The organism is Amycolatopsis sp. NBC_00355, assembly GCF_036104975.1.
Classification (GTDB): domain Bacteria; phylum Actinomycetota; class Actinomycetes; order Mycobacteriales; family Pseudonocardiaceae; genus Amycolatopsis.
This window is the reverse complement of the sequence record NZ_CP107982.1, coordinates 7,290,572-7,304,708: the sequence shown is the minus strand read 5'-3', so window position 1 is coordinate 7,304,708 and position 14,137 is coordinate 7,290,572. Positions and strand designations below refer to the sequence as shown.

The 14,137-nt window shown below is 71.5% G+C and carries 15 protein-coding genes; 1 reads left to right on the top strand and 14 read right to left on the bottom strand.

What is annotated here, in order from left to right:
- Positions 1-40: 40 nt before the first annotated feature.
- Complete coding sequence (locus tag OHS18_RS33480) at positions 41-517, top strand: TspO/MBR family protein (protein ID WP_328445819.1); 477 nt, start codon at positions 41-43, stop codon at positions 515-517.
- Here the strand turns inward: OHS18_RS33480 and OHS18_RS33475 are convergent.
- From OHS18_RS33475 to OHS18_RS33410, 14 genes are all read right to left on the bottom strand, one after another.
- Positions 514-1,137 carry a hypothetical protein gene (locus OHS18_RS33475; protein WP_328613535.1) on the bottom strand — a complete coding sequence of 208 codons (624 nt, stop codon included), beginning with the start codon at positions 1,135-1,137 and terminating at the stop codon, positions 514-516. The two genes, OHS18_RS33480 and OHS18_RS33475, sit on opposite strands and share 4 nt — an antisense overlap.
- A gap of 7 nt (positions 1,138-1,144) precedes the next feature.
- A complete protein-coding gene (locus OHS18_RS33470) occupies positions 1,145-2,350 on the bottom strand; it encodes an ABC transporter permease (RefSeq protein ID WP_328613534.1) in 1,206 nt (401 codons plus the stop codon).
- A complete protein-coding gene (locus OHS18_RS33465) occupies positions 2,347-3,060 on the bottom strand; it encodes an ABC transporter ATP-binding protein (protein WP_328613533.1) in 714 nt (237 codons plus the stop codon). Before OHS18_RS33465 ends, OHS18_RS33470 begins: the two co-directional genes overlap by 4 nt.
- Positions 3,057-4,361 (bottom strand): efflux RND transporter periplasmic adaptor subunit, encoded by a 1,305-nt coding sequence (locus OHS18_RS33460; protein WP_328613532.1) that lies wholly within the window; start codon positions 4,359-4,361, stop codon positions 3,057-3,059. Before OHS18_RS33460 ends, OHS18_RS33465 begins: the two co-directional genes overlap by 4 nt.
- A 62-nt stretch (positions 4,362-4,423) precedes the next feature.
- Entirely contained in the window at positions 4,424-4,762 is a 339-nt protein-coding gene (locus OHS18_RS33455; RefSeq protein WP_328445828.1) for a hypothetical protein, read from the bottom strand.
- Between the two features lie 226 nt (positions 4,763-4,988).
- On the bottom strand, positions 4,989-5,435 hold the full coding sequence (locus OHS18_RS33450; protein ID WP_328613531.1) for a hypothetical protein: 447 nt from the start codon (positions 5,433-5,435) through the stop codon (positions 4,989-4,991).
- Positions 5,432-5,989 (bottom strand): hypothetical protein, encoded by a 558-nt coding sequence (locus OHS18_RS33445; RefSeq protein ID WP_328445832.1) that lies wholly within the window; start codon positions 5,987-5,989, stop codon positions 5,432-5,434. Before OHS18_RS33445 ends, OHS18_RS33450 begins: the two co-directional genes overlap by 4 nt.
- Before the next feature lie 17 nt (positions 5,990-6,006).
- A complete protein-coding gene (gene hemB / locus OHS18_RS33440) occupies positions 6,007-6,978 on the bottom strand; it encodes a porphobilinogen synthase (protein WP_247060290.1) in 972 nt (323 codons plus the stop codon).
- A gap of 132 nt (positions 6,979-7,110) precedes the next feature.
- Positions 7,111-8,643 carry a bifunctional uroporphyrinogen-III C-methyltransferase/uroporphyrinogen-III synthase gene (locus OHS18_RS33435; protein WP_328445834.1) on the bottom strand — a complete coding sequence of 511 codons (1,533 nt, stop codon included), beginning with the start codon at positions 8,641-8,643 and terminating at the stop codon, positions 7,111-7,113.
- Positions 8,644-8,726: 83 nt separating this feature from the next.
- The gene (hemC, locus tag OHS18_RS33430) at positions 8,727-9,656 is read right to left on the bottom strand and encodes a hydroxymethylbilane synthase (RefSeq protein ID WP_328445836.1); all 930 of its coding nucleotides are present in this window, start codon (positions 9,654-9,656) and stop codon (positions 8,727-8,729) included.
- 14 nt (positions 9,657-9,670) lie between these two features.
- Positions 9,671-10,984: a glutamyl-tRNA reductase gene (locus OHS18_RS33425; RefSeq protein WP_328613530.1), complete on the bottom strand. Its 1,314-nt coding sequence runs from the start codon at positions 10,982-10,984 to the stop codon at positions 9,671-9,673.
- A gap of 73 nt (positions 10,985-11,057) precedes the next feature.
- Positions 11,058-11,987, bottom strand: a complete 930-nt coding sequence (locus tag OHS18_RS33420; protein WP_328445840.1) for a redox-sensing transcriptional repressor Rex — start codon at positions 11,985-11,987, stop codon at positions 11,058-11,060.
- A 262-nt stretch (positions 11,988-12,249) separates the two neighbouring features.
- Positions 12,250-13,815 (bottom strand): molybdopterin-dependent oxidoreductase, encoded by a 1,566-nt coding sequence (locus OHS18_RS33415; protein WP_328613529.1) that lies wholly within the window; start codon positions 13,813-13,815, stop codon positions 12,250-12,252.
- 82 nt (positions 13,816-13,897) lie between these two features.
- Entirely contained in the window at positions 13,898-14,137 is a 240-nt protein-coding gene (locus OHS18_RS33410; RefSeq protein WP_328613528.1) for a glutaredoxin family protein, read from the bottom strand.

The following is a 14,137-nucleotide window of genomic DNA, read 5'->3' as shown; positions in this document are numbered from 1 at the left end:
CCCTAGGATGGCCGCACGCCGCCCGGGAGGGGAACAACCGGTGACCGAACGTGTGCCACAGCGCAACCCGTGGCTGGTGCTGGCCGGCTTCCTCGGCGTCGTCGCCGTGGTCGCGGCGGTCGGCGCCCTGGCCGCGACGTCGTCGAAGGAGATCTACGAGCGCTTCGACCTGCCGCCGTGGGCACCGCCGGTGTCCCTGTTCGGTCCGGTGTGGACGGTGCTGTACGTCACGATCGCGGTGTCCGGCTGGTGCTACTGGCGCACCGACGGCGAGAACCGCGGGTTCGCCGCCTACGGCATCGGCCTGCTGGTCAACCTGCTCTGGCCGCCGCTGTTCTTCGAGGGCGGCGCCGCGGTGCCCGCCCTGATCGACATCCTGGTGCTGGACGTCGTCGTGCTCGTGACGATCGTCCTGTTCGCCCGCCGGTCGAAGCTCGCGGCCGTGCTGCAGGTGCCCTACCTGGCCTGGATCCTGTTCGCGACCGCGCTCAACACCGCCATCATCGTCTTGAACTAGCGCCCGGCCTGCTGGGTGATCGCCTGCGCGGCGACCGTCCCGTCGTCGCCGGCCTGGCCCTGGACGGTCACCGTCGAGCCCGGCTTGAGGTCCGCGAGCTTGCCCGGCTGGGTCACACCGACCGTCGTCGAGTCCGATGTGGACACCTTGACGTCGGCGCCCTGCGCGGTCTTCACGTAGACCGTGGTGCCGTCGACGTGGTCGACCGTGCCGGTGGTGCCGCGCCCGCCGGCCCCACGGAAGCCGCCACCCTGCTGCCCGGTGCCGGTGCTGCCGGTCTGGCCGGTGCCAGCTTGAGTGCCACCCGCCTGCGTACCGCCGAAGCCGCCGCCCTGGCGCCCGGCCGGCGCGCCCGACGAACCCGACGACGAGCCGAACGCGGCGTGCGTCCAGGCACCGCCGGCGAACACGGCCGCGAGCACGACCAGCCCGGCCAGCACCACCGTGGCGCGGGAGAACGGCTTGGCCGCGCGGCGCATCTCGGCGTTCAGGTCGCCCTCGACCGCCGGGCTGGCGACGATCTGCTCCGCCGTCGGCTCGGAAGCGGCACTTTCACGTGAAAGTGCCGCCCCCTGGTGGTCACTTTCACGTGAAAGTGACGGTTCGGTAGGGGAAGACATGGGGCTCCTATTCGTGACGCAGGGCGTCGATCGGCCGCAGCTTGGCGGCCCGGTTCGCCGGGAAACTGCCGAAGAACAGCCCGATCAGGGCGGATACCGCGAAGGCGAGCAGGATCGACGAGGGCACCACGACCGGTTTGATCCCGGAGATGGTGAACCGGCTGCCGATCAGCCCGATCGCGACGCCGAGCAGCCCGCCGAACAGGCTGAGCATGGTCGCTTCGGCGAGGAACTGGCCGAGGATGGCCGAGCGCGGGGCGCCGATGGCCTTGCGGATGCCGATCTCGCGGATCCGCTCGGTCACCGTGACCAGCATGATGTTGGTGACGCCGATGCCGCCGACCAGCAGCGAGATCGCCGCGACCGCCGCCAGCAGCACGGTGAACGTCTCGGTCGCCGACGTCCGCGTCGCGAGCAGTTGCTCGGAGTTCTGGATCTGGTAGTCGGCGGTGCCGCCGAGCCGGATGCCGTGGCGCGCGTTGAGGATCGCGGTGATCTCGGACTGGGCCAGCGTGACGGCGTCCGCGCTGGTGGCCTGCACGGCGATCTGGCTGAGGCTGCCGTAGCCGGCCAGCGAGTTCTGCACGGCCGAGATCGGCGCGATCGCGACGTCGTCGGCGTTCTGCAGCCCGGTGCTGCCCTTGGCCTGCAGCACCCCGACCACGGTGAACTGGATGCTGTTGAGCAGCACGTTCTTGCCGACGGCGTCGGTGCTGCTGCCGAAGATCGACTCCGCCGTCGTCGGGCCGAGCACGACGACCTTCCGCGCGGCCGTGACGTCCTCGCTGCTGAACAGCGAGCCTTCGGCGAGGTCGCGGTTGGTGGTGGTGAAGTACGCCGGTTCGGTGCCCGCGACGGTCGAGATGTCATACGACGTCTGCCCGTAGGTCGCGGTGGCCGTGGTGTTGACCACCGGCGACGCGGCCTTGACGTCGGGGGCGCCGATCGGGTCGACCAGCGCGTGCGCGTCCTGCACGGTCAACGGCCGCGCCGAGGCGCCCTGCCCGCCGCCGCGCGCCGGGGAGACGTTGACGACGTTGGTGCCGAGGCCCTGGATGCTGGCCGCGATGGCCGCCGAAGCGCCGTTGCCGACCGCGACGAGCAGGATCACCGCGGCGACACCTATGGTGATGCCGAGCGTGGTGAGCGACGAGCGCAGCTTGTTCGCGGTGAGCCCACGCACCGCGAAGCGCAGGATCTCGAAGAGGTTCACGACGCGGCCCCCACGACCCCGGACGCGCGGGTGACGTCGTCCTGGACGATCAAGCCGTCGTCGACCCGGACGATGCGGCGCGCGTGCGCGGCGACCTCGTCCTCGTGCGTGATCACGACGATGGTGCGGCCGAGCTGGTTGAGCCGGTCGAACACGCCGAGGACGTCCTCGGTGCTGCGGCGGTCCAGGTTGCCGGTCGGCTCGTCGGCGAGCAACATCGCCGGCCCGGTGACCAGTGCCCGCGCGACGGCGACGCGCTGGATCTGGCCGCCGGACAGCTCGCTCGGCAGGTGCTTGGCCCGGTCGGACAGCCCGACCATGTCGAGCGCCGCGAGTGCGCGCCGCCGTCGTTCCGACCGGCGGAGTCCACTGTAGACGAGCGGAAGCTCCACATTGGACAGCGCGGACGTCCGGGGCACGAGGTTGAACGACTGGAAGATGAAGCCGATCTTCCGGTTGCGCAGCAAGGCGAGCTGGCGCTCGTTGAGCTTGCCGACGCCGAAGCCGTCCAGCAGGTACTGGCCGGACGTCGGGACGTCGAGGCAGCCCAGCATGTTCAGCAGGGTCGACTTGCCCGAGCCGGAGGCGCCCATGATCGCGACGTATTCACCGGGCCACACGGTGAGTTCGACGCCGCGCAGCGCGTGCACCGCCGTCTCCCCCGCGCCGTAGGTCTTGCGCAGTCCGGAGACCGCGATCACCGGGTTCATCCGCGTCCGCCGAAGCCGCCGCCGGCGCCCGTGCCGCGCTGACCGCCGCCGGGGACGCCGCCGGTCCCGGCGCCCGGGAACCCGCCGGTGCCGCCCGTACCGGTCCCGGTCCGGCCCGTGCCGCCGGTGCCGGTCGCGGCCGTCGCGGTGAGCACGACGTTCTCGCCCTCGGTCAGCCCGGAGGTGATCTGGACCGTCGACTCGCCGCGGATGCCGATCTGCACCTGGCGGGGGACGTTCTGGCCGTTCTCCTGCACCGTGACGATGTTCGTGTTGCCCGCGGTCGTCACGGCCGCGGCCGGCACGCTCAGCGCGTTCTGCGCCTCGGCGACGGTGATCACGACGCTCGCCGACTGCCCGGGCCGCAGCCCGTCCGGCGGGCTGGTGAGCGCGAGCTGCGCGCCGTAGGAAACCACGCTGCCGCTGGTCGTCGGGGTCAGGTTGATGCTGGAGACGGTGGCCTGGATCGGCTTGTCCGGCAACGCGTTGAGCGTCACCGTGGCCTTCTGGCCCGCCTTGACCTTGCTGACGTCGATCTCGGCGACCGACGTGTTCACGACCAGGCCGGTCATGTTCGTGATGGTGATGAACCCGGTGCTGCTACTGCTGCTGGACGACGTCGAGGCGCTGGAGTTCGACGAGCCCTGCCCGCCCTGGCCGCTGCCGCTGGAGGTCGAGGTCTGCGAGCTGCTCGCCGAGCCGCCGCTCGAGGACTGCTGCCCGACCGTGCCGTTGACCGCGGTGACGGTGCCGGCGCCGGGCGCGTAGAGGGAGGTGTTGTCCAGCGCGGTCTGCGCGGTCTGGACGTCCAGCTCGGCCTGGTCCAGCTTCGCCTGCGCCGAGGTGACGCTGTTCGCGGCGGCCTGCGCGCTGTTCTGGCTGCTGTTCTGGCCGTTCTGGCTCGTCGCCGGAGTGTCTTCGGCGTCTTCGGCGCTGTCGAGACTGTCTTGCGCCACCGAGAGATTCGCCTTCGCGACCTGAAGCTGCTTCGCCGCCTGCGTGCTGTCGACCGTCGCGAGCTTCTGGCCGGCGCTCACGACGTCGCCGACCTTCACGTCGATCGACGTCACCTTGCCCGCCGTCGTGAAGTTCGCCGCGCCCGTGTAGCTGCTGGCGAGCGTCCCGGCGGCGGAAATCGTCTCGGAGACCGTCGCCCGGCGCACCTGCGTGCTGCGGCTCTGGGCCTGAGCCGTGTTCGATGCCGAGGTAAAGGCTTGGTATATCCCGAATCCCGCCCCGGCCAGTAGCACGATCAGAGCACCGTTGATCACCCATGCCCTGGAGGCACGCACCCGCGTCATGCGGCAACAGTGCTGCCGCCGCTTAGCAATTGACTGTTCGTTCCCTGTGCGGGAGCTGTGTATCAGTCCTTCTGCTTTTGAGGGCGCGTACGCAGCGCGAGAGCGAGCTGACGCACCGCGTCCACCAGCAGGATCGCGGCCACGACCCCGAGCCCGATGGCCGCCGCGAGGTGCCCGCCGAAGTACCGGTGCGACTCGAGGACGGCGCCGTCGTCGGTCCGGGTCACCACGGTGGCCATGCCGCTGTGCCAGAAGGCGTAGACGCCCCAGCCGGCCGCCACGGCGAGCACGACCTCCAGGACGGCGACCAGGATCCGCCACGGCTTGTGCAGCCGCGCGGCGGACCCGGATTCGTCCGGCGGCCAGAGCTCGGCCCCGGTGGGCTGCGGAAGGTCGATCACGGAGAGCATTTTCTCACGTCTCGCGCGGCGTCGCCCGGACGAGGCGGTCCAGCGCGTCCCGCCGACCGCACAACTCCGCCGAAACCACGCGAGCCGACCGTCCGGGGGCGCGAGTGGGCGTTCCCGGGTACGCCCACCGGCTTGCCATCGGACGGGAAGATGATCACCCGTGATGACCACGGGCAGCTCACGGCCCGAGCGGAGCCGCGGACGTCCACGACCCGCGTCACGTCTCGCGCGGCGTCGCCCGGACGAGGCGGTCCAGCGCGTCCTGCAGCGCCTCGACGTCCTTCGCCCACGCCAGCACCACGGTGCCGTCCGTCAGCTTCAGCGGCAGCGAATCGTACTTGCGCGGGACCGACCAGCCGCCGCCGAGCACGCGGGCGCCGACCGGCGTGCCGACGTCCGTCACCGACGCCAGCTCGGCGGCCGCGACCTTCTCACGGCCCTGGCGCAGCTGCTTCGTCGTGACTTCCAGCGAGAGGAACCGGCGCCGCGCGTACACCCACGGGATCGTGATGACACACAGGCCGAACCCGACCAGTAGCCAGCCCACGAGGTGCACCGGGCCGCCGGTCGCCAGCTCCGCCAGAGCGCCGATCACGGCGAACACCGGGCCCCACACGATGGCGACCCAGCTCACGCCCGACTCGGCGTAGAGCCGGTCGCTCACGGGCGCTTGCCGGCCTTCGGGAAGTAGCCCGCCACCGACGGCAGGTACAGCAGCACCAGCGCGATGACGAACACCAGCACCGCCACCAGCGTCAGCACGTTGATGATCGGGGCGATGAGCATGATCAGCACGAACATCACGACCGGCAGGATGGTCAGCACGGTCCGGGCCGAGCGGGTGCCTTCGCGGGCCTTGTAGGCGAAGAGCAGGAACAGAAGCACGAAGACGATCGAGCCGCCGAGCAGGTACCACAGCAGCGTCGTGACGCCGTCCGCGATCATCTGCGGCGTGTACTTCGACTCCTTGGTGCCCTCGACGAACTGGGCGATGACCGCCGACTTGCTGCTGAGCAGCTGGACGTAGCCGAGGATCAGGACCAGGCCACCGGCCAGCCACAGCCAGAACGAGACGGCCACCGGCTTCGGCGGCGCGGCCTTCGGCGCGGACTGTCCCGGCAGGACCGGATCCGGCGCGCGGCCCAGTTTGCGGCGTTCGTCGTCGGTGAGACCGCTGAGGTCGTCAGTGCTGCTTTTGGGTGTTTCAGCGTCGGTCACGCGAGGACTCTAACCGGTCAGTCCAGCCAGGCAGCGGCTTCGGCTGCCCAGTACGTGAGGATCATGTCGGCGCCGGCCCGGCGGATCGACGTCAGCACCTCCAGGACGGTCCGCTCACGGTCGAGCCAGCCGTTCGCCGCGGCGGCCTCGACCATCGCGTACTCGCCCGAGATGTTGTAGGCCGCCACCGGCACCGGGGAGATGTCCGCGGCCGCCTTGAGGACGTCCAAATAGGACAGTGCGGGCTTGACCATGATCATGTCCGCGCCCTCGGCGAGGTCCAGCTCGATCTCACGCAGCGCCTCGCGGGCGTTGCCCGGGTCCTGCTGGTAGGTCTTGCGGTCGCCCTTGAGCTGCGAGTCGACGGCCTCGCGGAACGGCCCGTAGAACGCGCTGGCGTACTTCGCGGCGTACGCGAGGATGGCCTTGTCGCTGTGGCCGACCTCGTCGAGCGCCCGGCGGATGACGCCGATCTGGCCGTCCATCATCCCGGACGGCCCGAGCACGTGTGCCCCGGCTTCGGCCTGCGCGACGGCCATCTCGGCGTAGACGCGCAGCGTGGCGTCGTTGTCGACCCCGCCGTCGGCGTCCAGGACGCCGCAGTGGCCGTGGTCGGTGAACTCGTCGAGGCAGGTGTCGGCCATCAGCACGGTGGCGTCGCCGAGCTCGGCCCGCAGGTCGCGCAGGGCGACGTTGAGGATGCCGCGCTCATCGACGGCGCCGGAGCCCTCGGCGTCGCGGGTCTCGGGAATGCCGAACAGCATCAGCCCGCCGACCCCGGCGTTGACCGCGTCGACGGCGGCCTTCCGCAGGGTGTCCCGGGTGTGCTGCACGACACCCGGCATGCTCGAAATCGGCCGCGGCTGGTCAAGGCCTTCGGCGACGAACATCGGGAGGATCAGCTGGCGTGGCCGCAGCGTCGTTTCACCGACCAGCCGGCGCATAGCGGGCGTGGTGCGGAGCCTGCGGGGACGATGCTCAGGGAACACCCCTCCAAGTTACTCCGCGCGCTTTCGCCGGGGTCTCGCAAGGGTGCTCAGCGGCATCTGCCCCGGAAAGCCGTGAAGGCCCCCTTCCCGGCGGTAAGAGCCGGTAAGGAGGCCTTCACGGACCAACGAACCTCAGGAGCGGCGGGCCCGCTTCGCCTTGCGCGGCGGCGGCAGGGCGCCCTCCGCGCGGAGGCGGGCGGCGTGCTCGGCCAGGGCGTCCACCAGGTGCGGGACGTCGGCCTTCTCCGGCTGGACGTCGACCCGGAGGCCGAACTCCACCGCCGTCTCGGCCGTTTTCGGGCCGATGCACGCGACCAGCGTGCGGGTGTGCGGCTTGCCGGCGATGCCGACCAGGTTGCGCACGGTCGAGGACGAGGTGAAGCAGACCGCGTCGAAGCCGCCGGTCTTGATCATCTCGCGGGTGTCGGCGGGCGGCGGCGCCGCCCGGACGGTCCGGTAGGCCGTGACGTCGTCGATCTCCCAGCCACGTTCGCGCAGGCCGGCCGACAGGGTCTCGGTGGCGATGTCCGCGCGGGGCAGCAGGACGCGGTCGACCGGGTCGAGGACGTCGTCGTACGGCGGGAACTCGGCCAGCAGGCCTTCGCTGGACTGCTCACCCTCCGGCACCAGCTCGGGGATGATGCCGAACGAGCGCACCTTCTCCGCGGTGGCCGCGCCGACGCAGGCGATCTTCACGCCGGAGAACGCGCGGGCGTCCAGGCCGAACTCCTCGAACTTCTCCCACACCGCGCGGACCGCGTTGGTGGAGGTGAAGACGATCCACTGGTAACGGCCGTCGACCAGGCCCTTGACCGAGCGCTCCATCTGCGCCGGGCTGCGGGGCGGCTCGACCGAAATCGTCGGGACCTCGTGCGACGTCGCGCCGTGGCCGCGCAGGCGCTCGGCCATCTCGCCGGCCTGCTCCTTGGTGCGCGGCACCAGGACCTTCCAGCCGTAGAGCGCGCGCGACTCCCACCACGACAGCTTCGAGCGCTGCCCGGCGGCCTGGCCGATCGTGACGATCAGCGGCCCGACGAGCTCGCCGGCGTCGTTGGCGACCTTCTCGAGCGTGGTGTCGAGGGTGCGCTGGGTGTTGATGGTGCCGTTCGCCGTCACCGCGACCGGGGTCGACGCGGGCAGGCCGTGCCCGGTCAGCGCCGAAGCGGCCTCGGCCAGGTGCGCCGACGACGCGTGCAGCACCAGCGGGCCGGGGGCCGCGGCCAGCGCCGCCCAGTCGACGTCGCCGCGGACGTCGACCTCGGTGTGCGTGCCGCCGAGCGCGACGCCGGCGTACGCCGGGACGGCCGCGCCCGGGGACACACCCGGGATGACGTCGAACACGGCGCTCGTGCGCGCGACCGCCTGCACCTCGGCCACGACGGCCGGGGTGGTCAGCGGGTCGCCCGCGATGAGGCGCAGCACCAGCCGGCCGGCCTTGGCCTCGTTGGTCAGGTCCTTGGCGACCTCGGTGGCCTCGCCGACGGCGGGGCGGACCTCGGCGCCTTCGGCGGTCAACGCCAGGACGGCCTGGGGCACGTCCGGGTCGGTCACCACGACCTCGGCCTTGGCCAGCAGTTCCTGGGCACGGACCGTGAGCAGGCCGGCGTCGCCGGGCCCGGAGCCCACGAACGCTACGCGCCCGGTGGTCTTTCGCGCGGGGGTCATCTGTGCGTTTCTCCTCTTGCGGCGGCCGTGCGTGATGGCACGGCCGCAGGTCTCCTACGTCTTGAGAAGCGCTCGTGAAAGCGCTACTGCGCGGGTCCGGAGAGGGCTCCGGCTCCGAGGTCCAGCAGCTCTGCGGCCAGGTCCTTGCCCAGCTGGGCGGCCTGGTGCTTGTCGGCCAGCGCGATGGCCCGGACCATGTCCACCACGCCTTCCTCGCCCTCGATCGCGGCGGTGCCGCGCAGCGAGATCCGTTCCACGACCTTGCCCTCGGCGTCGAGATCTTCGACGATCTCGGCGAGCGCGCCCACAGGCGAGCTGCACCCCGCCTCGAGCGCGGCCAGCAGAGCACGCTCGGCCGTCACCGCGGCCCGCGTGCCCTCGTCGTCCAGCGTGGCCGCGAGCAGGTGCTCGAGATCCACGTCGGCAGCCCGGCATTCCACCGCCAGCGCGCCCTGTGCGGGCGCGGGCAGCATCTGGATCGGGTCGAGGGTCTCGGTGATCACCTCGACCTGTCCGACCCTGGCCAGTCCGGCACGCGCGAGCACCACGGCATCGAGCTCGCCGTCGGTGACCTTGCGCATGCGGGTGTCGATATTGCCGCGAATCGGCACGATTTCCAAACCGAGACCCAGCGCGCGCAGCTGCGCGGTGCGCCGCAGCGAGCCCGTGCCCACCGTGGAGCCCGGCGGCAGCTCGCCGAGAGTCAGCCCGTCACGCGCGATCAGCGCGTCCCGCGGGTCCTCGCGCGGCGGCACGGCGGCGAGCGAGATGCCGGGCTCCGGCGCGGTCGGCAGGTCCTTGTACGAGTGGACGATGACGTCGACCTCGTTGCGCAGCAACGCTTCCCGCAGCGCGGAGGTGAACACGCCGACGCCGATCGTGGGGATCGGCGCCATCGATTTGTCCCCGGGCGTGGTCACCGTGACGATCTCGACCTCGGCGCCGGTGGCGCGCAGGGCGTCGGCGACGTGCCCGGTCTGGGCGAGCGCGAGCTTCGATCCACGCGTACCCATACGAATGACTCTGGTCACTGCTGCTTCTTCTCCGGTGGGGACGTCGGGCTCGCCACCGCGGCGGGTGCCTGCGGGTCGAGGCAGAACAGTTCGCGCAACGCGTTCGCGTAGTCGGTGTCGGCCGTCTCGGCGGCCAGCTGCTTGACCCGCACCGTCGGCGCGTGGAGCAGCTTGTCGACCACCCGGCGGACCGTGCGGCCGACCTCTTCGCGGACGGCGCTGTCCAGTTGGGGCAGCCGGTGGTCCAGTCGCAGCAGCTCGGCGTCGACGACCTCGGCCGCGCGGCGGCGCAACGCGGTCACCGTCGGCGTCACCTCGGCGCTGCGCTGGCCGGCGAGGTACTCGCGCACCTCGTCGAGCACGATGCCGGTGGCCTTCGCCGTCTGCCGGTCGGTGGTCGGGGTGCCGGCCTCGCGCATCCGGCGCTGGACGGTGGCCAGGTCGACGACGCGCACGGCGTCGAGCTCGCCGACCGCCGGGTCGACGTCGCGGGGCAGGCCGAGGTCGCAGACGACCAGGGCCCGGCCGGCCCGCGGCAGCACCTGCTCCGGGCCGAAGACGGCGTCCTGCGCGCCGGTGCAGCAGATCACGACGTCGGCGTCACGCACCGCGTCGGCGACCTGGGACAACGGGATCGCGCGGGCGGGCACGCCCTGCTCGGAGACGTTCGCGGCGAGCCGGCGGGCGCGGGCGTCGGTGCGGTTGGCGACGGTGATCTCGCCGATGCCGGCCTTGCGCAGCTGCGACGCGCTCAGCGCGCCCATCGAGCCGGCGCCGACGATGACGGCGTGCTTGCCGGTGACGTCCCCGGCCGCGGCGAGCGCTTCGGACACGACCGACGCGCCCAGCTGGTCGAGGCCGGTTTCGGTGTGCACGCGCTTGCCGACGCGCAGCGTGGTCTGGATCAGTTCGTGCAGCGTGCGGCCGACCGTGCCGACCTCGCGCGCGGTGGCGTAGGACGAGCGGATCTGGCCGAGGATCTGCGTCTCGCCGACGACCATCGAGTCCAGGCCGGAGGTGACCGAGAACAGGTGCTCGACCGCGGCGCCGGCGTAGTGCACGTACAGGCTGTCGTAGAGCTCGGCGGGCGTCATCCCGGCCTGGCGGGCGAGGACTTCCGAGACGTCGTTCAGGCCGCCGTGGAAGGTCTCGACCACCGCGTAGACCTCGATGCGGTTGCACGTCGAGACGAGCATGACCTCGCTGATGTGCTCGGCCTGCTGCAGCTCGTCGAGCACCTTGCCGATCTCGGGCGCCGGTACCGCGACGCGTTCCAACGTGCTCAGCTCGGCGCTGCGATGGGAAAGTCCAACCGCCAACACGCTCATGCCGTCACCTCGCTGGTGCTCGGTGAGCGCCTAAGCGGCTGCGCTGTGTCGAATGATTCACTCGCAGGCTCGCTCATGAGCGCACCACCACTTCCCGTCCGCCGTCCGGACCCGCACCGTTCCGTCCGCTGCCCTTGCCATTGTCGGACGGCCGACCCGCGGCGGGTAATCCGGAATTGCCCTGATTGCTCGCAGCATCATCCGCCCGGCGGGCTACGTGAAATGACAGTATCTGCAGCTCGACGGCCAAATCCACTTTGCGGACCTCGATGTGAGCAGGAACTTGCAGCACGACGGGAGCAAAGTTGAGGATGCACTGGACGCCGCCGGCGACCAAACGGTCGCACACGGACTGCGCCGCGGTGGGCGGGGTGGCGATCACGCCGATGGAGATCCCGCGCTCGGCGCAGACCCGCGGGATGTCGTCCATGTGGGAGACCGGGAGGCCGCCGACCGGCACGCCGATCAGGTCCGAGTCCAGGTCGAACAGGGCCTCGACCGGGAACCCGCGCCCCGGGAAGCCGCCGTAGTTGGCCAGCGCGTGGCCCAGGTTGCCGATCCCGACCACGGCCACCTTGTGCTGCCGGGTCAGGCCCAGGATCCGCTCGATCTGGCTGACCAGGACGCTGACTTCGTAGCCGACGCCGCGGGTGCCGTACGAGCCGAGGTAGGAGAGGTCCTTGCGCAATTTGGCGGAATTGACGCCCGCCGCCTGCGAGAGCTCTTCGCTCGAAACGGTCGTCGCGCCCTGTTCGGACATCGCGGACAGCACGCGGAGGTAGACGGCCAACCGGGCGACGGCCGCCTCGGGGATCTGCTTCGCCCGGACGACCTCGGGGGCATCCCCGTTGGGGCCGCCGCGACCGTTGACGGCGGCCGCGGGCACGGCGGGCATCTCGGCCGTCGGCGCGTTGTCGGCGTCCGGCTGGACCGGCCTGGGGGTCCGCCGTGGCGGCCGGCCGGCGGAGTCCGCTCCGTCGCGCCCCCCGCGCTGTGTCACCACGCCGTGTCTCCTGCCCGCTGCGCACCTGCCGGCCATCGCCACGGCCGTTCGGAACTGTGTCTTGACCCAGGGCCCGGCGTCCGGTTCGATGCCGGACCACCGGGAGGCGATGGTCCTACGGTAGTCCACTTGTGAACGCACGCACAAAGTCACTGGTCGGAGGCGGTTCGGCACCCCCCGAGCGTGCGCGCGGGCGGCCGTGGCGTGCTCGAGCCCGGGTCCACCGGGCCGGATCACCGGCCGTACAAGGGTTTCCGGGCCGTCAGTGTGCGTCGAGGGTGACCGAGTGCCAGCCGGTGGCGCCGTCGGGCACCGGGTCGGCGGTGTTCTCCGTCTGGGTGTAGCCGTCCTGATCGGTGGCCCGGACGAACGCCTGGTGCGTGCCGCCCGGCACGTCGAGCTCGATCCACCAGAGGCGCCAGGTGTCCTTGCTCACCTCCGCCGAAAGGGTGGCTTCGCGCCACGCCCCCTGATCGAGCCGGACCTCGACCTTGGCGATGCCGGTGTGCTGCGCCCACGCCGTGCCGGCCAGCCGGACCTTGCCCGCGGTGACGTTCGCGAAGCCGGTCGGGGTGTCGATCCGGGACTCGGTCTTGATCGGCGCCTGCTCGGCCCAGCCGCGGTTGAGCCAGTACGCCTGCCGCGCGTCCCACTTGGTGAATTCGAGATCCTTGACCCACTTGGTCGCGGACACGTAGCCGTACAGGCCGGGGATGACGATCCGCGCCGGGAAGCCGTGCTCGACCGGCAGCGGCTCGCCGTTCATCCCGATCGCGAGCATCGCGCCGCGTTGCGGGTCGAGCGCGACGTTCGCCGGGGTGCCGCAGGTCCAGCCGTCGACGCTGGTCGCGAACATCTGCTCGGCGCCACTCTGCACGCCGGCTTCGTCGAGCAGGTCGACGAGGTCGACGCCGAGGAACGACGCGTTCGAGATCAGCGGCCCGCCGACCTCGTTGGACACGCAGGTCAGCGTCACCCGGCGCTCCACCAGCGGCCGGTTGCGGATGTCGTCGTAGGTGAAGTTCACCTGCCGGTCGACCATGCCGTGGATCTTCAGGCCCCAGTCCTCGGTGCGGATCTGGGGCACGACCAGGGCGGTGTCGATCCGGTAGAAGTCCGCGTTGGGCGTGATGAACGGCGGTGAGCCGAGCTTGACGAAGTCGGCGTCGGCGGGCAGCGGCGGCGCGGTGCGCGCGGGCACGAGCGGCCCGACTGCGGCCCGCGAGTCCTCGGCGTTCGTGCTGGTCCCGGCCACTTCGCCGACCACGGCGGCGACACCGGCCCCGGCCGCGATGCCGACGCCGGTGCGGATGAACTTCCGCCGGTCGAAACCCCGGTCGTAGCGGGCGAGTTCGGGCGGCAGCGCGAGCCGGTGCAGCATCGTGAACACGGTCAGCCCGGCGACGAGCGCGGCGACCGGCGCGAGCAGCGAGACCTGCCCGAGGTCGGTCCGCACGAACACGGCGGCGATCCCGGCCGCGCCGAGCAGCCCGACGAGCACCTGCCCGGCCAGCGGCTTGCGCCGGGAGAGCTGCCCGGCGGCCACCGCGAACAGCACCAGCACCACGGCCAGGCCGAGCTTGAGGATCGGCTTGTCCCAGGTGCCCAGCGTCCGCTCGGCCCATTTCACGATGCCGGTCGGGCTGTGGTCGATGACGTAGTTCGCCACCGCGATGAACGGCGAGGCCGTGTAGCCGACGAACCCCGCGACCAGGTGCCCGACGCCGAGCGCGGCGGCCAGGGCGAGAAGCCCGATCAGGGTCGAGACGGGCAGCGAAAGACGTCGAGGCGCCTCGGCCGGGGCGGGGGCGTCCTGCAAGGTGCTCACCCCTCCATCTTCGACAGCGGTGGGCCGATCGGGTGAGCCCTCGGTGCTTACGGACGTGTTACGGCTTCACCGGGTCGGACACTCAGGACGAAAGCGCCTTCCGCAGCCGGTCCTCTTCGACGCGCCAGTAACCGTGCTCGGCGCCGTCGACCAGGATCACCGGGACGCGGTCGCCGTACTCGGCGCGCCACTCCGGGTCCGTGTCGACGTCCTCGGCCGTCCACGCGATGCCCAGTTCGCCGCAGATGCGGGCGACGTCGGCCTCCGCCACCTCGCAGAGGTGGCAGCCCGCCCGGCCCATCACCGTCACTACCTGTGCCAT